Origin of the sequence: Nocardia sp. NPDC002869 (assembly GCF_046764065.1) — a bacterium.
Lineage (GTDB): Bacteria > Actinomycetota > Actinomycetes > Mycobacteriales > Mycobacteriaceae > Nocardia > Nocardia rhamnosiphila.
On sequence record NZ_JBKOOL010000018.1, the window covers coordinates 26,938 to 43,626 of the forward strand.

General features: G+C 68.6%; 22 protein-coding genes and 1 riboswitch. Of the genes, 5 read left to right on the forward strand and 17 right to left on the reverse strand.

Going from position 1 to position 16,689, the window contains the following annotated elements; all coding sequences use genetic code 11:
• Positions 1-218: 218 nt before the first annotated feature.
• From ACLML9_RS05520 to ACLML9_RS05535, 4 genes are all read right to left on the reverse strand, one after another.
• The gene (locus ACLML9_RS05520) at positions 219-1,028 is read right to left on the reverse strand and encodes an ABC transporter ATP-binding protein (protein ID WP_411944456.1); all 810 of its coding nucleotides are present in this window, start codon (positions 1,026-1,028) and stop codon (positions 219-221) included.
• Positions 1,021-1,875 (reverse strand): ABC transporter permease, encoded by an 855-nt coding sequence (locus ACLML9_RS05525; protein ID WP_411944457.1) that lies wholly within the window; start codon positions 1,873-1,875, stop codon positions 1,021-1,023. Before ACLML9_RS05525 ends, ACLML9_RS05520 begins: the two co-directional genes overlap by 8 nt.
• Entirely contained in the window at positions 1,853-2,875 is a 1,023-nt protein-coding gene (locus ACLML9_RS05530; RefSeq protein WP_411944458.1) for an ABC transporter substrate-binding protein, read from the reverse strand. The genes ACLML9_RS05525 and ACLML9_RS05530 overlap by 23 nt, the downstream gene beginning before the upstream one ends.
• Positions 2,872-3,582, reverse strand: a complete 711-nt coding sequence (locus ACLML9_RS05535) for a TenA family protein (protein WP_411944459.1) — start codon at positions 3,580-3,582, stop codon at positions 2,872-2,874. Before ACLML9_RS05535 ends, ACLML9_RS05530 begins: the two co-directional genes overlap by 4 nt.
• Positions 3,570-3,665, reverse strand: a riboswitch (TPP riboswitch). (Overlaps the previous gene by 13 nt.)
• A 210-nt stretch (positions 3,666-3,875) precedes the next feature.
• Here ACLML9_RS05535 and ACLML9_RS05540 point away from each other — a divergent pair.
• From ACLML9_RS05540 to ACLML9_RS05550, 3 genes are all read left to right on the forward strand, one after another.
• Positions 3,876-4,586 carry a hypothetical protein gene (locus tag ACLML9_RS05540; RefSeq protein ID WP_411944460.1) on the forward strand — a complete coding sequence of 237 codons (711 nt, stop codon included), beginning with the start codon at positions 3,876-3,878 and terminating at the stop codon, positions 4,584-4,586.
• A gap of 91 nt (positions 4,587-4,677) precedes the next feature.
• Positions 4,678-4,995, forward strand: a complete 318-nt coding sequence (locus tag ACLML9_RS05545; RefSeq protein ID WP_030520249.1) for a DUF2795 domain-containing protein — start codon at positions 4,678-4,680, stop codon at positions 4,993-4,995.
• A gap of 57 nt (positions 4,996-5,052) precedes the next feature.
• The gene (locus ACLML9_RS05550) at positions 5,053-5,847 is read left to right on the forward strand and encodes an SDR family NAD(P)-dependent oxidoreductase (RefSeq protein ID WP_411944461.1); all 795 of its coding nucleotides are present in this window, start codon (positions 5,053-5,055) and stop codon (positions 5,845-5,847) included.
• Positions 5,848-6,007: 160 nt separating this feature from the next.
• On the opposite strand, the gene ACLML9_RS05555 is transcribed toward ACLML9_RS05550, so the two are convergent.
• The 12 genes from ACLML9_RS05555 to ACLML9_RS05610 all read right to left on the reverse strand — a co-directional run bounded on the left by ACLML9_RS05555 (position 6,008) and on the right by ACLML9_RS05610 (position 13,779).
• Positions 6,008-6,652, reverse strand: coding sequence for a LysE family translocator (locus ACLML9_RS05555; RefSeq protein ID WP_411944462.1), 645 nt, complete (start codon positions 6,650-6,652; stop codon positions 6,008-6,010).
• A gap of 83 nt (positions 6,653-6,735) precedes the next feature.
• Entirely contained in the window at positions 6,736-7,041 is a 306-nt protein-coding gene (locus tag ACLML9_RS05560) for a gas vesicle protein K (RefSeq protein WP_265805669.1), read from the reverse strand.
• Positions 7,041-7,229, reverse strand: a complete 189-nt coding sequence (locus ACLML9_RS05565; protein WP_411944463.1) for a gas vesicle protein — start codon at positions 7,227-7,229, stop codon at positions 7,041-7,043. Before ACLML9_RS05565 ends, ACLML9_RS05560 begins: the two co-directional genes overlap by 1 nt.
• Entirely contained in the window at positions 7,226-8,014 is a 789-nt protein-coding gene (locus ACLML9_RS05570) for a GvpL/GvpF family gas vesicle protein (protein ID WP_411944464.1), read from the reverse strand. Before ACLML9_RS05570 ends, ACLML9_RS05565 begins: the two co-directional genes overlap by 4 nt.
• A complete protein-coding gene (gene gvpJ / locus ACLML9_RS05575; RefSeq protein ID WP_411944465.1) occupies positions 8,011-8,403 on the reverse strand; it encodes a gas vesicle protein GvpJ in 393 nt (130 codons plus the stop codon). Before gvpJ (ACLML9_RS05575) ends, ACLML9_RS05570 begins: the two co-directional genes overlap by 4 nt.
• A complete protein-coding gene (gvpO, locus tag ACLML9_RS05580; protein WP_030520255.1) occupies positions 8,400-8,729 on the reverse strand; it encodes a gas vesicle protein GvpO in 330 nt (109 codons plus the stop codon). Before gvpO ends, gvpJ (ACLML9_RS05575) begins: the two co-directional genes overlap by 4 nt.
• Entirely contained in the window at positions 8,726-8,992 is a 267-nt protein-coding gene (locus ACLML9_RS05585) for a gas vesicle protein GvpG (protein WP_411944466.1), read from the reverse strand. Before ACLML9_RS05585 ends, gvpO begins: the two co-directional genes overlap by 4 nt.
• A 4-nt stretch (positions 8,993-8,996) precedes the next feature.
• Positions 8,997-9,788: a GvpL/GvpF family gas vesicle protein gene (locus tag ACLML9_RS05590; RefSeq protein ID WP_411944467.1), complete on the reverse strand. Its 792-nt coding sequence runs from the start codon at positions 9,786-9,788 to the stop codon at positions 8,997-8,999.
• The gene (gene gvpJ / locus ACLML9_RS05595; protein WP_063058313.1) at positions 9,788-10,189 is read right to left on the reverse strand and encodes a gas vesicle protein GvpJ; all 402 of its coding nucleotides are present in this window, start codon (positions 10,187-10,189) and stop codon (positions 9,788-9,790) included. The genes ACLML9_RS05590 and gvpJ (ACLML9_RS05595) overlap by 1 nt, the downstream gene beginning before the upstream one ends.
• Positions 10,186-11,421, reverse strand: a complete 1,236-nt coding sequence (locus ACLML9_RS05600; protein ID WP_411944468.1) for an SRPBCC family protein — start codon at positions 11,419-11,421, stop codon at positions 10,186-10,188. The genes gvpJ (ACLML9_RS05595) and ACLML9_RS05600 overlap by 4 nt, the downstream gene beginning before the upstream one ends.
• A gap of 6 nt (positions 11,422-11,427) precedes the next feature.
• On the reverse strand, positions 11,428-12,033 hold the full coding sequence (locus tag ACLML9_RS05605) for a hypothetical protein (RefSeq protein ID WP_411944469.1): 606 nt from the start codon (positions 12,031-12,033) through the stop codon (positions 11,428-11,430).
• A 366-nt stretch (positions 12,034-12,399) separates the two neighbouring features.
• Positions 12,400-13,779: a cytochrome P450 gene (locus ACLML9_RS05610; protein ID WP_411944470.1), complete on the reverse strand. Its 1,380-nt coding sequence runs from the start codon at positions 13,777-13,779 to the stop codon at positions 12,400-12,402.
• A gap of 102 nt (positions 13,780-13,881) precedes the next feature.
• Between ACLML9_RS05610 and ACLML9_RS05615 the strand changes: the two genes are divergently transcribed.
• Positions 13,882-14,493, forward strand: a complete 612-nt coding sequence (locus ACLML9_RS05615; RefSeq protein ID WP_411944471.1) for a TetR/AcrR family transcriptional regulator — start codon at positions 13,882-13,884, stop codon at positions 14,491-14,493.
• Between the two features lie 129 nt (positions 14,494-14,622).
• Here ACLML9_RS05615 and ACLML9_RS05620 read toward each other — a convergent pair whose 3' ends face one another.
• The gene (locus tag ACLML9_RS05620; RefSeq protein WP_411944472.1) at positions 14,623-15,108 is read right to left on the reverse strand and encodes a hypothetical protein; all 486 of its coding nucleotides are present in this window, start codon (positions 15,106-15,108) and stop codon (positions 14,623-14,625) included.
• Between the two features lie 520 nt (positions 15,109-15,628).
• Between ACLML9_RS05620 and ACLML9_RS05625 the strand changes: the two genes are divergently transcribed.
• The gene (locus tag ACLML9_RS05625; RefSeq protein WP_411944473.1) at positions 15,629-16,618 is read left to right on the forward strand and encodes an endonuclease/exonuclease/phosphatase family protein; all 990 of its coding nucleotides are present in this window, start codon (positions 15,629-15,631) and stop codon (positions 16,616-16,618) included.
• The last annotated feature ends 71 nt before the right edge of the window (positions 16,619-16,689 follow it).

Consider the following 16,689-nt stretch of genomic DNA (forward strand, 5'->3'; position numbering starts at 1 on the left):
TTCTGCGGTCCTTCCGGCGTTCCGACGATTGTCTCGCTGAACCGGTCGCGGCGGGCCGGAATTCTTACGGCGGTCCATTCGCAGGACGGCACTGCGCCGGTTTCCTTACCCGCAACCGTCCGGGCACACCTGTCCGGCAGGTCCGGCGCCGGGGTCGACCACCGCCGGCGGGGCACTCGCGACCAGGAAGTACCGACCGACGAATTCCGCGGTGGAACTCAGTGGTCTCGTCGCGCGAGTGCGTGGCGCGCCTCCTCGTGGAGCACATCGAGCAGGTCCTGCTCCAGCGCGACGAACTCCGGTGTCGTGATCATCGACAGCTCGCGTGGCCGCGGCAGATCGACGCGCACATCTCGGCGTACGGTGGCCGGGCGCGCCGACAGGACGATCACGCGATCGGACAGGTACACCGCTTCCCGGATGTCGTGGGTGATCATCAGGACCATCCACCGGTACCGCTGCCAGACATCCTGGAGCCACGACTGCATCTCGGTGCGGGTCAGCGAGTCCAGTGCGCCGAACGGCTCGTCCAGCAGCAGTAGTTCGCGCTCCTGGACCACGGTCCGCAGCAGTGCCGCCCGCTGCCGCATTCCGCCGGAGAGCTGGAACGGCCGGGCGTCCTCGAATCCGGACAACCCGAAGACCGGGAACAGTTCGCGGGCCCGGCGCCGGGCCTCCGGTTTCGGGACGCCGTGCACCTGGAGGCCCAGGACGGTGTTGTCCAGGACTGTGCGCCACGGAAACAGCAGATCCTTCTGCGGCATATAGGCGCAGTGCGGTGCCGTCGGTTCCCCGTCGCTCGTGCCGAAACGGATACTGCCCGAGTCGGGGGTCTCCAGGCCGGCCAGCATATTGAACACGGTGCTCTTACCGCAGCCGCTCGGGCCGATGACGGAGACGAACTCACCCGGTTGCGCGGTGAACGACACACCGCCGAGGACCTGCCGGTCGGGGCGGCCCCGGCCGGGCTGCGGAAACGATTTGGTGAGGCCCTCGACGACGATCCGGTGCCCGCGCGCGTCAGTCATGCCGACTCCTGTTCTCCGCGCGGGACCACGGTGCGACAAGCCGTTCGATCACGAAGGTCAGTAGGTACAGCGCGATACTGAGCAGCGCGGTCACGAGTACCGCCGCCAGCACCAGGTCGGTGCGGAAGGAGTTCTTCTGCAGGCTCATATAGATGCCGAGGCCCTCGCTGGCGCCCACGTATTCGGCGAAGACCGCGCCGACGACCGCATAGGTGATCCCGATCCGCAAGGCGGTGAAGAATCGCGGCACCGCGGACGGCAACCGCACGTAACGGAACACCTGCACACGGGACGCCCCCATACTGCGCAGCAACGCGCCCGCCTCGCGGTCGGCCGCGGCGAATCCCTCGATCAACCCGATCGCCATCGGGAAGAAGGTGACGAGTGCGACGACGAGCACTTTCGGGAGCAACCCGAAACCGAACCAGATGATCATCAACGGTGCTATCGCGATGATCGGCAGCGTCTGGGAGGCGACGAACAACGGCACGAACGCGCGCCGCAGCCAGGGCGAGAAGTCGACCACCACGGCCAGCAGCCAGGCCAGGCACAGCGATACCGCGAAGCCGGCCAGTGTCACCTGGAGGGTGGCGGCGGCATGGACCCCGATCTCGTCGCGGTGCGCCCACCCCTGCGCCACGACCCGCACCGGGGACGGCAACAGTTGCGGGCGGATACCGCTGACCTCGACATAGACCTGCCACAGCACGACGAGTAGCGCCACCGTCACGACGGACGGGAGTGCCCAGCGGATCCCGGCCGATCGGCCCGGCGCGGTCCGGGCGGCCGGATTCGTCCCGGGCGGGGCCTCTCGCTCGGAGTCGTCAGGGGGCGGCGAGGTAATCATTGGTGAAGTAGGTCGACCAGTCCGGTTCCTCGGTCAGCGGGGCGCCGTCGGGACCGGTCAGCAGACCCTTCTCGTACAGGAAACCGGAATTCGCGGCCCACTGCTCGCGGGTCTGGGCGCCCACCCGGCCGTCGGGGCCCTTCATGAATTGCTCGGCCAGCATCCGCTGACTCTCCAAGACCAGGCCCTCGTCGTTGAATGCGCCGGGGTTGGCGGCGAGAAGGTCCGCGGCGGCGGCGTCCGGGTGGTCCGCGGCGAGCTGGTAACCGCGCTGCAGGGCCTGCACGAATTTTCGCGCGCGGTCGGGGTTTGCGGCCAGCCAGTCCTGGTTGGCGTCGACCACGATGGCGTACGCGTCCGGGAAACCGAAGTCGGTGTAGCGGAAGTACCGCATCGGGGTGCCGTGGTGCTCGGCTTCGATACCCTCCCAGCCGAGGTAGGAGACGGTGAAGTCGGCGCGGCCCGAGTAGACGGCCTCGTAGGCCGAGGTGCCCAGGGTGACGGTCGTGAATTCGCCGCGGCCGCCGTCGTTGCGGATCACCTGCTGGAGCGCTTCCACCTCACCGGGGTCACCGAAACCGGCATAGGTTTTGCCGTCCAGGTCCTTGGGGCGGGTGATATCGGTGCGGTCGGCCTTCACCCCGATCCCGGTCGCCCAGTGTTGCAGCGGTGCGAGCACGGACAGCGCATGCGCCCCCGACGCCCGCGCGAACGTCGACGAATTATGGGTGCTGATACCGAATTCGGCGTTACCGGCGTCGATGACCGTATCGACCGCGGTGTTGTTGTACGGCAGGATCTGCACATCCAGGCCGGCGTCGGCGAAGTAGCCGCGCTGCTGCGCGACGAACAGCCCGGTGTGGTTGGTGTTCGGCGTCCAGTCCAGGGCGAAACGGATGGTCTCGCCGTCGCCGGACCCCGCGGTGCAGGCGGTGAGCGCGGACAGTGCCGCCACGGTGGCGACCGCGACCGCGAGGACGCGGCGCAGGCGGCCGCTCATGCGGCGGGCCAGGGCTGGGGATGCAGGGCGGTGTCCCAGAACATCAGCTCGTATCGGGTGGCCACGGTGAACGCTGTCGCCATCGCCGCACGGTCCCGCTCGCCGGCCGCCGCGGCCGCCGCGTCGACGAACGACCGGGCCGCGGCCGCGGACTCCTGGAACTCCGGGGCGCCGTAGGTGGACACCCACTGGGCGTACGGGTGGCCGGGGTCGGCCGCGAGGACTTCCGCCGCACTCGCGGCCAGGTCACGGCCGACCTCGGCATAGATCCAGAAACACGGCAGCGCGGCTGCCGCGCCCACGGCGTAGGACTCGGTCGCGGCCGTGGCGATGAGGTAGGAGACGTATCCCAGGCAGGCGGTGGACGGTTCCGGCTCGCCCTCCCGCGCGGGGAGCCGGCTGTCCTCGAGCAGGTCGTGGTGCAGTTTCGCCTCGACGGCGACCGCTGTGGCGGCCGAACCCGCCCAGAACTGCGCGGCCTGCGCGTCGGGAGACTTGGCCGAGAGAAGGGCCAGCACCTTCGAATAACCGGCGAGATACAGCGAATCCTGCTCCACGTAGGTGCGGAACACCTCGAGCGGGAGGGTGCCGTCGCCGAGCCGGCGCAGGAATTCGAGCTCATCGATGGCACCGCGCAGATCTTTCGTCCGATCCCAGAGGTGTTCGGTGAATCTGCCGGATTCGGTGGTGCGCGCGCGTGAAGCCAAGACATTCCTTCGTCAGCATTACCTGGACAGGTTCTCGGGTATGTTCTCAGCCCCGCATTCGCGGAGCACCCCGTGTCAGAACGAATTCGACCATAACAGGTGAGCGGCGTGCGGTGGGCGGGAGGTCGTATGAGGTCCGGTCCACGGAAGTGGCCGCTCGACCGGCGGAATCACGCGGACGTGCCCGAACCGGACGGGCCGTGACCCATATGCGTCAGCGACCGTGACATTTCCGCGACCCTTTCGTAATCTAACAGTGATCTTGTCGCCGAGCGTTACGAGTAGCCACCATTATGCCTGGTCAACACCGCAAACCGGCCCGAGCCCGAAAGATCGCTCCGCTGGCCGGAAGCGCGATCGCGGCGACGGCGGTGATCGCACTGTCCGTAACGGCGCGCCCCGGCCCGGATACGCAACCCGCCGCGGCCGCGGTCGAAGCGGCGGCCGTGCCCACCGCCGACCGCGACAAAACTACGGAGACGCCGACGCACGCGGCGGACGCGCCGATACCGGTGGCCGGCATCGGCCGGGCTCCGGAGACGACGCCGGCCCCGCCCGGTACACCGGCACCGGCGGCCCCGAGGAAGCGACCTCCGGAGCCCGCCCGCTACGCGAAACGGCATGCGCCGCCCCCGCCTCCTGCCATCGCGTGCTCGACCGAACTCGCCGGTGCGCGTCCGCAGGTGGCGCAGGTGGGCAACCTGATCGACAAGACGTTCGGCGTCGGCGATATCGGGGGCGCCAACGGCCGCTACGACGGCGATCACGGAGCGGGTCTGGCACTCGACTTCATGACCTACGATCCGGCCCGCGGCGACGCGATCGCCGACTTCGTGCTGGCCAACAAAGAGCGCTTCGGCGTGACCTATGTGATCTGGCAGCAGCGGTACAACGACGGCAGCGGCTGGTCCTATATGGAGGATCGCGGCGATCCCACCGCCAATCACTACGACCACGTACACGTCTCGTTCGACTCGACCGCCGATATCCACGTGACCTGCTGACGCACTTCCGCGTTTCGGGTTAGTGGCGGGCGGGGTGGGTATCGCGCCACCGCACACACCCGACCGTCGAGGCGAAACAAGGAGGACGACGATGGTCGCAACCGACGCGGATCGAGTCCGGGCGGCATTGTCCGCCGCTGATTTTCCGGCCGAGAAACCGGAACTGGTGCACTGCGCGACCCGGGCGCACGCCGATAACGACACGGTGCGCGCGCTGAAGGCGATCCCCCCGGAGACCTACGGCAATCTGCAGGAAGTTCTGCAGTCGGTGAACCTCGAGCCGCGGCGGTCGCCGGCGGACCGGGCCGCCCAACGGCGCACCCACCACCATCCGGGCCTGGCGGAGCAGGAGATAGAGGTCCCGCCCAACCCGATCGTCGAGGAACTCGGATACAACCGCGACAGCTGACCGGATGCCGGCGTGGCATGGCGGCATGATCCGCGGGAACCTGGGTAGCCGCCGCAGATGACCACGACACATCCCCTCGCCCTCGTGACCGGCGCCTCGAGCGGTATCGGCCTGGAACTCGCCACCGTGTTCGCCGACCGCGGCTATGACGTGGTCATGGCCGCGGAGGACGCGGAGATCGAGGCCGCGGCCGACACCGTCCGCCGCCCCGGGATCGAGGTGCGGGCGGTCCAGGCCGATCTGCGCACGCCGGAAGGTGTGGAACAGGTGTATTCCGCGGCGACCCAGGACGAACGGCCGCTCGACGCGGTGGCGCTCAACGCCGGGGTCGGTCGCGGGGGCAACTTCGCCGAGACCGACCTCGACGACGAACTCGACCTCATCGCGCTCAATGTGCGCTCGACCGTGCACCTGGCCAAGCTGACGCTGGGCGATATGGTGCGGCGTGACACCGGTGGACTGCTGTTCACCTCCTCGGTCGCGGCGATGATGCCCGGCGCCGGACAGGCGGTGTATCACGCGTCGAAATCGTTCATCCAGTCCTTCGCCGAGGCGCTGCGCGAGGAAGTGCGTGATACCGGGGTGACCGTGACCGCGCTGATGCCGGGACCGACCGATACGGACTTCTTCCGCCGCGCCGGTCTCCTCGACACCCCCATGGGGCGCGGCCCCAAAGAGGATCCGGCACGGGTGGCGCGACAAGGGGTGGACGCACTGCTCCAGGACAAGCAGAAGGTCGTCGGTGGATCGCTGGGGACCCGTGCGATGGCCACGGTTGCGCATGTCCTGCCGGATTCGGTGAAGGTCACCGCGAGCCGGGTGATGAATGCCGCGCTCCCCCACCGCTCCTGACCTGCTCCCCGGATCGGAGAGGGCCCACGACAAAGTGCTCGATTGTGGCCGGCATCGGTCCCACTGTTCCCGGGGCGATGAGATGGCAGGGTAGCCCGGGCGGACCCCGAGTCCTGCCGCTGAGCGGACGCAAGAGGGGCGAACGCGGCTCACTCGATATTCAGCGACCGGAGACGCCCTGCTCCATCGCGACCGACGCGCCGAGCCCGACGATCAGCGCCCCGCCCGCACCCCCGACTGCTTCCAGCCTCTTCGGCGACCGCGCGAACCAGTTGCGCGCCGCGGAGGCGAGCAACGCCCAGGCGCTGTCGCATATCAGCGCGATCACCAGGAATATCGAGCCCAGCACCAGCAGCTGCAGTGGCAGCGAACCCGAGGCCTGATCGGCGAAATGGGGTAGCACCGCGGCGAAGAATACGATCGCCTTCGGGTTGGTGACGCCGACGACCACGCTCTGCCGGAACACCCGGCGCCCACTCGCCGGCGCCACGGGCGCACCCAGCACCTCGCGCAGCGCCTTCCGCTCCCGGATGGCCTGGACCCCGAGATGGATCAGGTACAGCGCACCCGCCACCTTGACGATCGCCATGGCGGTGGCCGAGGCCGTCAGCACCGTGCCCAATCCCACCGCGACGAACAACAGGGCGATCTGGACACCCAGCGAGTGACCCAGGACCGAGACCAACGCCGCGCGGCGCCCGAGGGTGAGTGCGCGCCCGATGGTGAACAGCACGCCGGGCCCGGGAACCACGACGATGAGGGTGGCGGCGGCCACGAAGGCCAGCAGATTGGCGGCGGGAACCATCAGCGAATTCTATGCGCGGACGGCGGGTTCGGTGCCCCGGAATCGGTGGGCCGGCGCGCGATGACCGGGCAGATCCGTTCCGCTCACCTGCCGGAGGGGTTCTCCGGAAGGAGCGGACCGAGCGGGCCGAGGTCGATATTGAGGTCTTCGGGGGTGAGGCCGAAATGCTCGCGCAGCTCGTCCATTCGCTGCTCGAGCAGCATCAGGGTGGTGCCGATGCGCTCGACCTGCTCCTCGCTCAGATCGCCGGCATCGACCCGCCGCAGGGCCTGCCGTTCCATCAACTGACGCAGCAGTTCCACCAGGGTGAGCACGAGCGTGACCAGGCCGCGTTCCACCGATTCGGGATCGGTGTCGATACGTGGTGAGATACCGTCGAATTCGGTCATCAGGGTGGCTCCTGCGTGGGCCCGTACAGTGTGCTGACCGAAGAGATCAGCGCCCGCAACGAGATCTGGACCAGGTCGACATCGGCGATGGCGAGCTTGATATCGCCGGTGACGACGACCCCACCCGCCAGCACCCGGTCCAGCAGGTCGACCAGTGCGATGCGGCGCTCGCTGTCGACGCTGTTCACCGCGGCTCGCGTTCCACACCCGCGAACGAATACGGAGGCCACGGGCCGGTGAGTTCGAGCCGGATACCGGGGAATTCGGCAGCGAGCGCGTCGACGGCCGCGGCGAAATCCCCGGCGCGTTCGTCGTCGACCAGGTAGGTCCCGTTGAGCACCATCCAATCACTGCGACCACTCAGCGCGGGATCGGTGGTCGGCTGCCGGCGACCGGCCGCGGCGCGACGGCTCAACCGGATATGGACGGCCTCCGCACGCTGGGCCGCATCATGTTCCACGGTCTCCTGGGCGGACAGCTGAGCGCGGCGACGGGCCAGATAGGCGGCGCCCGCGCCTTTCGCGGTATCTTCGGCGCGGGCCTCGGCCACGGCCGCGGTCAGTGCGGCGCGATCTCCGTAGACCTTCACGCCCCATTCGGTGCGACCGCTGACCAGGACCAGCGCCGCCTCCAGATCCGCCTGCCGGTCCCGGAGCAGCTCCCGCACCCGCTCGTCGTCGAGAAAGACGGTCGCCAGCCGCAACGGCGCCGACGGGGCCCGGCGCACCGCGGCGGAAACCACCACATCGTGGGCGCGGGCGGTGGCGGCCAGCCAGTCCAGATCTTCCAGGTTCCGGCTCAGCGGCTGCGCCCCGAACACGTCGAGCGGTACCGAACCCACCAGCGCGGCGAGCGGCTCGGAGATCACGACCCGGACCGGTTCACCGGCCACTCCGGTGAGCCCGTCGAACCCCGCGGCGGCATCCGCGGCCGCCGTCACCGCATACAGCCAGACACCGGTCCCACCGGTCACGGCGGATCGCTCTCCCGCGATTCGCGCCGCTCTTCGACGGCTTCGCGCCGGTTTCGGCCGGCTTCGAGTTCGGCGATCCGATCCCGTAACTCGCGGTTCTCCAGTTCGAGGTCACGATCCTGCCGCTCCAGCGTGCGAGCCTTGCTGTTGAGCCACGGGTCGGTCTCCCACCAGTCGATACCCACGGCCTTGGCGGTCTCCAGGGACGCGACCACCAGTCGCAGTTTGATGGTGAGCAATTCGATATCGAGCAGGTTCACCTGGATATCGCCCGCGATGACCAGCCCTTTGTCGAGGACCCGTTCGAGAATATCGGCGAGGTTGGTCGATTGGTGCCCGCCACCGTAGGGCTGCGGCTCATAGGACCCACCACTTCCGACCACCGTCATCGCCGGCCTCTTCCGCCGATCTCGGTGCTACCGCGCGCGTAGCGGGCGGTTCTGCGGTAGGCCAGCAGATTCCCGTCGAAGTCGATCTCCACTTCGTAGAGCGCGAGCATATCCGCCGACGAGGGGATGCGATGGTCCTCGAGCACCTCGATCTCCACCAGTCTGCCGTCGTCGAGCGGCTCCATCGAGGTCACTCCCTCCACCGATTTCGACGTCAGCTCCCGCAGGTGTTCGATCGCCGCCGCCGCGGCCTCCCTGGCGGTGAGCGGGTGGTCCGGCTCCGGATCGACATCCGCGGCGTCGTCGGTGGTCGACCTGCGGCTCATAGTGGCTGTCTCCGCTCACCGGCAGGCGGGAGGCCCCCGCCAGGACGCCGGATCCGGGAGAGAACCTCCCGCAACGCCCGGTCCCGCTCGTCCTCGGAGATGTCGCCCGCCGCGGCGGCTTCCTCGATCTCCTCGATATCGCGCCGGACGGCGGCCGGACTGCGCCACTGCTGATCGACCTGCTCCTGGATCACTTCACCCAGCCAGATCACCCCGCGGACCGGAGCCAGCGGCAACAGGACGATCGACGACAGCAGTCCCATTTCGTCACCCCGGGGCTTCGCCGACGGTGACGAAATCATAGGGCGCCATCGGGCCGAGCAGGTTCAGCCGGACCCGTCCGTCCCATTCCTCGCCGAGTTCGGTCAGCGCGTGCAGCAGATCGTCCTCCCGGGACAGGTCGAGCAGCACGGCGAGGTGCACCGCCTCCTCTTCGTGTGTGGGCTGACGTTCCCGCACGGTCGGATCGAGATCGCTCAGGACGGCCGCCACCCGGCGGGTGTCCGCGTCGCGTTTGGCCTCGATCTCTCGATTGATGATCTCGCCCAGCTCGATTCGCGCGTTCCGGGTGGCGTCTTCGGGTTTGTCGCGGATCTCCGCGCGCAATCGTGCCGCGTCGGCGTTCTCGTCCAGGATCTCCTGGAGCACCGTGTTCTCGGTGTAGCGTCCTCGGATCACGTACTGGGCGCGGCCTTCCAGATCGTCCAGCGCGCTGCGGAACTGGTCGTGGTTGGGAGCGAGCAGCTCCTTCTCCACCGCTTCGGTATCGGTGACGACACCGCCGAACTGCAGCGGCAGCACCGGGGCGACAGCGGCCGTCCCGTCCAGCAGGCGCGCGTGCGCGGTGAGATCGTCGGGCATGCCCAGCGGGCGGTCGAGCGTTACCTCACTGACCAGTGCGGCGATATCGCCGTGCCGTACGACGGCGATCTCGGCGGGTGGGTCACCGACACCCTGGGCGTGCGGTTCCGGCTCCACATCGGCGGTCACGATGCCGTAGACGTACACCCCGGTCCGCTGGTCGGGATCGCTTTCGGTGGTGGTGCTCGCGGTGGACATCAGCGCTCCCCTCGTTTGGAGGCCCGGGAGGTCTGGCGCTGGTCCTGCACGTCCCCGAGAAAGTCCTGCACCTTCTTCCCTGCCGCTTCGATGGCGCCTTTCGTCTTGTGCTCGGCCGCGCCTTCGGTGACATCGCCCACCAGGTCGGTGAGTCCCTTGGGCTCGTTACTGGAGATCTCCAGACGGTTGACGGCCTCGGCGAAACGCAGATATGTGTCGACGCTGGCGACCACCACGCGGGCATCGATGGTCACCAGTTCGATACCGACCAGGGAGACCCGGACGAACGCGTCGACGACCAGTCCTTTGTCGAGGATGGTGTCGACGACCTCGGCCAGTCCGGATGAATTCGGACGGGCGACTGCGCCACTACCGCCGCCACCCGCGGGTTCTATGGTCATGTCCTCGCTCCTCGCGGTGTGCGGGAACGGCGCGGTGCGGCGGCACGGCGGTCGGTACGCGCGCGACGCGACGGCCGGGCCTCGCGGTCCTCGTCTTCCGTGCTGTCCTCGGCCTCTTCGTCGTCGGGGCCGCCCTCCTCGTCTCCGCGCTCTTCGTCCTCGTCCGCTTCTTCTTCGTCTTCCTCTTCGTCCTCTTCGTCCTCGTCCGTGGGTTCCTCATCCGCGGCGCCTTCGTCCTCCGCGCCCTCGCCTTCTCCCTCCGTGTCCTCGCCCTCGGCCTCCTCCTGCTCCCGACGTCGCGCGGTCTCGTCGTCCTCGACGACCTCGCCGTCGCGGATCTCCCCGTGCCAGCCCACGATGTCGTCGGGGCGCAACACCGCCTCGGTCATGACGTAGCGCTCGAAATGCTTGAGTTCCAGACGGCAGCGGCGCCCGGCCGCGCGCCAGATATTGGCGGTCTTCTCGAACACGCCCTGCGGATGATATTCCAGAACCACCAGAACCCGGGTGAAGTGCGGGCCCAGTTCATGGAAGGTGACCGCGCCGTCGATATAGCCTTTGGCCCCTTTGGATCGCCAGATGATCCGCTCGAACGGCACCTGTTCGAGAATCGTGGACTCCCAGATCCGCCGCGACCAGAACACGCGCCCGGTCCAGGAGAGTTTCTCATCGGCGACCTGTTCGACCTGTTCGACCTTCTTCATGAACCTCGGGAATTCGGCGAACTGGGTCCACTGGTCGTAGACGAGTTCGACTTCGGCACCGATATCGATGTGCTCGACGATATTGGCCAGTTTGAGTTTCTTCCCCTTGCCGCCCTTGCCGCCTCCGCCGGTGATTGCGTCCTTGGCGGAGGACACTGTGTCCTTGACCGACTTCCCGAGTTTGCTCATTCCCGCGCTCATGACCGCTCGCATCGGGGAAGCGCCCTCGGAGAGCTTCTCGACTCCCGTCAGCGCCGCGAGCAGATTGCCGCCACCCTGGCCTTCGGCATATTCGTTCAGCCGACCGGCCGCACCCGATACTCCGCCGGACAGACCGGACACGGCACGTTGGGCGAGGGTTCCGGCGAGATTCTGCACCGACTGCCGGAGCAGATCGCCGGGACTTCCCTGTTCCGCGGTCGTCCGGGCCGTCGAACCGGCCGATTTCGCCGCCCCGGTCGCCCGGTCGGCGGTACCGGTGGCCGCTTTGCCGACGCCCGAGACGGTATCACGCAGTACTTTTGCCATACCTGATCACCGCCTCGTCCGCCGCACGGGCGCTTTGTCGGTAGCGGCTCCGGCGCGCCGTCCACGCGACGCGGTCGTGCCGCTCTCGCCGGAGTCGGCCGACCGGGTCGACGTGCGAGTACCGGACCGGGAGGACTTGGTCGCGGTCGTCCGGCGGGCACGCGGCCGGGGTGCGGGTTCTTCGGCTTCTTCTTCGTCCGGAGATTCCTCGGGCTCTTCGTCGGCCGTCTCGTCCGCCTCACTCGACTCGGGCTCGCTGTCCTCCTCCGTCGCGGCGGCCCGCCGACGGCCGCCGCCGTCCTCCTCCTCGTCCTCGGTCGGCACGGGTGATTGCAGCCGCTCGTTCAGCGCGTCGAGGCGGTTGCTCGCCGCCGTCACTGCCGCCGACCGCACCGCCCCCAGCAGCTCGCCCCGCACGGTATCGGTGATCTTGGTCAGCTCCTTGGTGCCACCCAGCGTCGATGTGCCGCGTTCGAGTAGCTCACCCGCGAGCCCCGTGGATCGTTTGGACATCGCCGCGCCCGCCAGTCCCATCGCCCAGCGCATTTTGCGGGTACGACCCAGGAAATATCCGATTCCCACCCCTAACGCAATTCTTGCTCCGCCTTTCATGCTCACTCCTCGCCGTCTCGGGTACCGCTACACCTCACGACGGAAGCGGCCGAGACCAGAGACCCCAGAAATGGGACAGACCACGGTTACGGTGGATGATATCCAGCGTATTCCGGGTTACCCGCGTCGTCGATAGGCGTACAGGGCAAGAAACGAACACGGCGGTGAATCGGCGAGACCCCGTAGCGACCCTTTTCGCCGGCGCACGGCTCGGGTGGTCACGCACGACCGGCCCCGAGCCGCAGTACCGTGCGCCACGCCGAGGGGAACGTGTACTCGTGTAGCGCGCGGAGTTGCGGGTCCCGCTCGCGAGTCCTCGGGGAGAATTTCGCTCGAAGCCACGCCGGGCGGCGGACCGCCGGCGGTTCAGTTACGGATCAAGGTGATCGGCAGGCCGTCCTTGGGGAACGGGAGCGAATGGTAGTCCATCGGCGGCACGTAGCCGGGATCGACGGTCCAGTGGTATTCACGCAACAACCTGTGCATGATCGCCTTCACCTCCAGACCTCCGAAATACATTCCGATGCATTTGTGTACACCGCCGCCGAACGGTTCCCACGCGAAACGGTGCGATTTGTCCTCGCGGCGTTCGGGGCCGAACCGGTCGGGGTCGAAGGACAGCGGATCGGTCCAGTAGTCCTCCATGAGATGGGTGAACTGGATACCCACGATGACATCGGTACCGGCAGGGATACGAACGCCTTCGACCACGGTGTCCTTCACCGCGTACCGGACCAGCACCGGGACCGGAGCCCGCAGGCGCAGCGCCTCCCGCATCACCAGATCGATCGAGACCAGCTTGTCCAGCTCGGCCATCGAGGGCGCCGGCCCGAGCGCGAGCGCTTCGGCCCGGCAACGCTCCTGCCAGTCCGGATGCTGCCCGAGATACTGCAGGATGGTGGAAGTGGTGATGGTGGAGGTGTCGTGGGCCGCCATCATCAGGAAGATCATATGGTTGACCACGTCGTCGTCACCGAACCGCTCGCCGTCCTCGTTCTCGACGTGGCAGAGCACCGAGAAGATATCGTCGGTCTGCCGGGCGCGTTTGGCGGGCAGGTAGTGGCGGAGGAAGTCCTCGAGCACTTTACGGCCGCGATAGGCCCGGCCCCACCGGGTGAACGGCGCGTTGATCCGGACGATCCCGGCCGCGGCCTGCACACAGGCGATGAACGCCCTGTTGATCCGGTCCATTTCGGCCTGCCCGGTGTCCTGCACGCCGCCCATGAACAAATCTGCGGCGATATCCAGGGTGAGTTGCTTGAGTTTCCAGTACGACGGGAACTCGGTGCCTTCCTCCCACGCCGCCACACCCTGTTCGATGGCCGGGTGCAGGCGCTGCGTATAGGCCTCGAGGCGGGTTCTCGTGAAGGCCTCCTGCATGATCCGCCGGTGCGCCAGGTGTTCCTCGAAATCGATGAGCATGAGACCGCGGTGGAAGAACGGGCCCACGAGTTCGGACCAGGCCGGCTCATTGGCGAACGCCTTGTCCTTGTTCTGTAGTGCCGCGCCGCAGGCATCGGGCCCGAGCAGCATCACCGCGTTCTTACCGAGCGCGCGGAACGGTGCGACCGGGCCGTAGCGCTCCCAGCGGCCGCGGCACAGCGCGACCGGATCCTTGGCGTACTCCAGCACCTGCCCGAGCAGGGGTAATCCGCGGTCGTCGCGGTGCTGGACCGGGATCGGCCGCGTAGCCGCCGGCCCCGTCGTAGCGGCTTCCTCGCGTGGCTCCAGGGCCTCGGCCTTCATCTACTCACCTCGGTGCTGGTGTGGCGGTGGTCACGCCCAGCCTGATTCAGGAAGGACGTCCTGTCAACCTTGATTTGCCGTTTCCTGTGGCATGCTGAGGACGTGGCCGTGCAGTCGGGGGTCTACCGGGGCGTCAGCGCGGCCGATCGCGCCGCCGAACGCCGCGCCCGGCTACTCGAAGCGGGTCTGACCGTCTGGGCAGACCCGGAGACGCGGACCACGATGACCGCCGTCTGCGCCGCGGCGGGACTGAGCGAGCGCTACTTCTACGAAAGCTTCCGCGGGCTCGACGCCTTGCTCGAAGCGGTGATGGACGGGATCGCGGCGGAGATCGAGGAGATCAGCCGCCGGGCCGCCGAGCACGCCGGCGCGGACCCGGCCGCGCGTGCCCGGGCCTCGATCCGCGCATTCGTCCAACTGCTGCTCGACGATCCACGCAAAGGCCGGGTCGCCATCGTGGAGTCGGTCGCTGTCCCGAAACTGCGCCGGCGCCGCACCGAACTCCTGCGCCACCTCGCCCATCAGTCGGCGCTGGAGGCGCGGGAATTCTTCGGCCCGCGCGACCGCAGCGAGAACGCCGACGAAACCGCCGGCCTGCTCTTCGTCGGCGGTATGGCCGAACTTGTCACCGCCTGGCTCGACGGCACCCTGCGGGCGTCCCCGGATGAGATCGTCGATGCGGCCGCGCGCGCCCTGGTCGGCCTCTACCGCTGAGGTCGGTGCGCACGCCGATTCGCTCGATGTCCGTGCGGCGGGCCTCGTGTGAACGCTCGGGCAGGCGTGTTCCGGCGGCGCAGCGAACCGACGTCGGCGACAGGCTCCCGGCGATCCGGTACGAGCGCCTCAGCCCACCGGGGTCCGGCGGCCGGTCACCTCGGCAGAGCGGCGGCGCGCACCGAGGTACGGCAGGGCGAACTGGTAAAGCCCGGAGAAGAAGAGCAGGGCGAGCGGAATCAGCGGCAGATAGGAGACCCACACGATGGGCTCCGGCAGCGACAGCGCGACGATAGTCGCCAGCACGGTCAGTGTGAAGGCGAAGGCGGACCAGCGGTGCAGTCGCCGGACGCGGTACGCGGCCGACCGGCCCGGCGATCCCGCGTCCGCCCGCCGCGCGAAGTCCGCGGCCGCGCCACCGCGCCGGGCCGCGACAAGAGGTCGCACGAACAGATAGACGCCGGACAGGAACAGGAAGGCCAGTGGCGGAAGCGGTAGATAGGACACCCACTCCGGACCCTGCAAGGCCAGGACGACCACGGTGATCACCAGGGTCGCCGTGAAGATCGGAACCAGCGCGCGGTGCGTCCGCCGGATCGGCCCGTTCCAGCTCATTGTGTCCTCCTCGGAAGAAATTCGCGGTCCGGCGCTCTGCCGTGCGAATGTCGGTGCGGACGACGTTAATGGCGGCGCTATGACCAGCGCTTCTCGATTCCTGATCACTTGCCCCTGCCCGGGCCGGTCAGCGGCGATCGAGTACCACCGCGGCAGACCAGCGCCCGCGCAACGCCTGCTCGACACCGCGACAACCCTGTTCGCCCGGTACGGAATCCGTGCGGTGGGCGCACGATCGCCGCGGAACTCGTACCGCCCGGCTGAGCGGAACGCCTCCCGCGAACCGGACCATCACCGCGGCAGCGAAGGGGGAGGCGATGCCGCGGTAGCAGACCGCCCCGGCCGACCGGGACGCCTCCGAAAAGTCCTGACCGCTACCGCGACAGCAGTGTTCGAGGCGATACCACGGCGGCAGACCGCCGCCCGGCATCGGCATCGCGCGCCCGGCCGAGCCGAGCGGCCCGCGCCGAACGCCGGAACGGCCGGATTCGCGCGCGGACCGTGTGCTTGGCTGTCGGATATGAGGTGGAAATCGGTTCGAGTGGGTATCGCGGCGTCGGCCTGGGCGGCCACCCTCGCGGGAGCCGCCGGGGTGGGTCTGCACTTCAGTCGCTCGAGTTCCCGCCTGCTGGTGCTCGCGGCCTCGGGCGCGCCGTATCTGATGGGTTCCGCGCTCGTCGGGGTGGCGGTCTTCGCCGCCGGGCGGCGCTGGGGCGGTGCGGGGTTGGCCGGGGTGGTCGCCGCCGCCGGAATCTGGACGCAGGCCCCCCTCTACACCGGCGGTCAGGGTGACGACCACGGCCGCACGGTGACCGTGATGCAGGCCAATCTCCTCTTCGACGGCGCGGATCCGCGGGCGCTGGTCGACGAGGTACGCGCCCGGAAGGTCGAGATACTCACCGTCGACGAACTCACCCCCGCGGCGGTCGCGGCACTCGGCCGGGCCGGACTCGACGCGGCATTGCCCCATCGCTACCTCTCCCCCGGCCGGACCGCGGCCGGAACCGGGATCTGGAGCACCCCCCCGCTCTCCGACACCGTCGAGTACGACGGGTTCGTGCTGAACCAGCTCTCGGCGACCGCGGCGATCCCGGAGATCGGGCCGGTGGCGGTGTACGCGTTCCATCCGGTACCGCCGGTGTACGGGACACAGGTGTGGGCGGACGAGTTGTCGCGGCTGCGCGCGATCCTCGGACAGGCGCCCGCGGACCGGCCGGTGGTCGTCGGCGGTGACTTCAACGCGACCTACGACCATGCGCAGTACCGCGCGCTGTCATCCGGCCGGTTCGCCGACGCCGCCGTACAGGCGGGGGCCGGGCACCTGGTCACCTACCCGACCGATAAGCGGTGGCCGCCGCTCGTCGGCATCGACCACATTCTGACCGCGGGCGGACGCGCGGTGGCGGTCGAAACTGTGGGCCTGCCCGGCGCGGATCACCGGGCCCTGGTAGCCCGGATCCAGCTGTCGAGGGGAGACATACCGGCCACCGGCTCCGAGGGTCACCGATGAGCTACCGGCGAACAGTTGCGCCCGCCCATCGCTCGCGAGCAGTTCCGGGCGTCGCCCGGGCTGCTGCCGGC

What these genes read in the sequence shown, in the direction of transcription:
- ACLML9_RS05585 (WP_411944466.1), bottom strand. Translation starts at nt 8,992, where the DNA reads ATGGGACTGCTGTCGTCGATCGTCCTGTTGCCGCTGGCTCCGGTCCGC.
- gvpJ (WP_063058313.1), bottom strand. Translation starts at nt 10,189, where the DNA reads ATGACCATAGAACCCGCGGGTGGCGGCGGTAGTGGCGCAGTCGCCCGT.
- ACLML9_RS05555 (WP_411944462.1), bottom strand. Translation starts at nt 6,652, where the DNA reads ATGGTTCCCGCCGCCAATCTGCTGGCCTTCGTGGCCGCCGCCACCCTC.
- ACLML9_RS05590 (WP_411944467.1), bottom strand. Translation starts at nt 9,788, where the DNA reads ATGTCCACCGCGAGCACCACCACCGAAAGCGATCCCGACCAGCGGACC.
- ACLML9_RS05625 (WP_411944473.1), top strand. Translation starts at nt 15,629, where the DNA reads ATGAGGTGGAAATCGGTTCGAGTGGGTATCGCGGCGTCGGCCTGGGCG.
- ACLML9_RS05605 (WP_411944469.1), bottom strand. Translation starts at nt 12,033, where the DNA reads ATGAAAGGCGGAGCAAGAATTGCGTTAGGGGTGGGAATCGGATATTTC.
- ACLML9_RS05550 (WP_411944461.1), top strand. Translation starts at nt 5,053, where the DNA reads ATGACCACGACACATCCCCTCGCCCTCGTGACCGGCGCCTCGAGCGGT.
- ACLML9_RS05600 (WP_411944468.1), bottom strand. Translation starts at nt 11,421, where the DNA reads ATGGCAAAAGTACTGCGTGATACCGTCTCGGGCGTCGGCAAAGCGGCC.
- ACLML9_RS05520 (WP_411944456.1), bottom strand. Translation starts at nt 1,028, where the DNA reads ATGACTGACGCGCGCGGGCACCGGATCGTCGTCGAGGGCCTCACCAAA.
- ACLML9_RS05560 (WP_265805669.1), bottom strand. Translation starts at nt 7,041, where the DNA reads ATGACCGAATTCGACGGTATCTCACCACGTATCGACACCGATCCCGAA.
- gvpJ (WP_411944465.1), bottom strand. Translation starts at nt 8,403, where the DNA reads ATGACGGTGGTCGGAAGTGGTGGGTCCTATGAGCCGCAGCCCTACGGT.
- ACLML9_RS05525 (WP_411944457.1), bottom strand. Translation starts at nt 1,875, where the DNA reads ATGATTACCTCGCCGCCCCCTGACGACTCCGAGCGAGAGGCCCCGCCC.
- gvpO (WP_030520255.1), bottom strand. Translation starts at nt 8,729, where the DNA reads ATGAGCCGCAGGTCGACCACCGACGACGCCGCGGATGTCGATCCGGAG.
- ACLML9_RS05540 (WP_411944460.1), top strand. Translation starts at nt 3,876, where the DNA reads ATGCCTGGTCAACACCGCAAACCGGCCCGAGCCCGAAAGATCGCTCCG.
- ACLML9_RS05610 (WP_411944470.1), bottom strand. Translation starts at nt 13,779, where the DNA reads ATGAAGGCCGAGGCCCTGGAGCCACGCGAGGAAGCCGCTACGACGGGG.
- ACLML9_RS05530 (WP_411944458.1), bottom strand. Translation starts at nt 2,875, where the DNA reads ATGAGCGGCCGCCTGCGCCGCGTCCTCGCGGTCGCGGTCGCCACCGTG.
- ACLML9_RS05620 (WP_411944472.1), bottom strand. Translation starts at nt 15,108, where the DNA reads ATGAGCTGGAACGGGCCGATCCGGCGGACGCACCGCGCGCTGGTTCCG.
- ACLML9_RS05545 (WP_030520249.1), top strand. Translation starts at nt 4,678, where the DNA reads ATGGTCGCAACCGACGCGGATCGAGTCCGGGCGGCATTGTCCGCCGCT.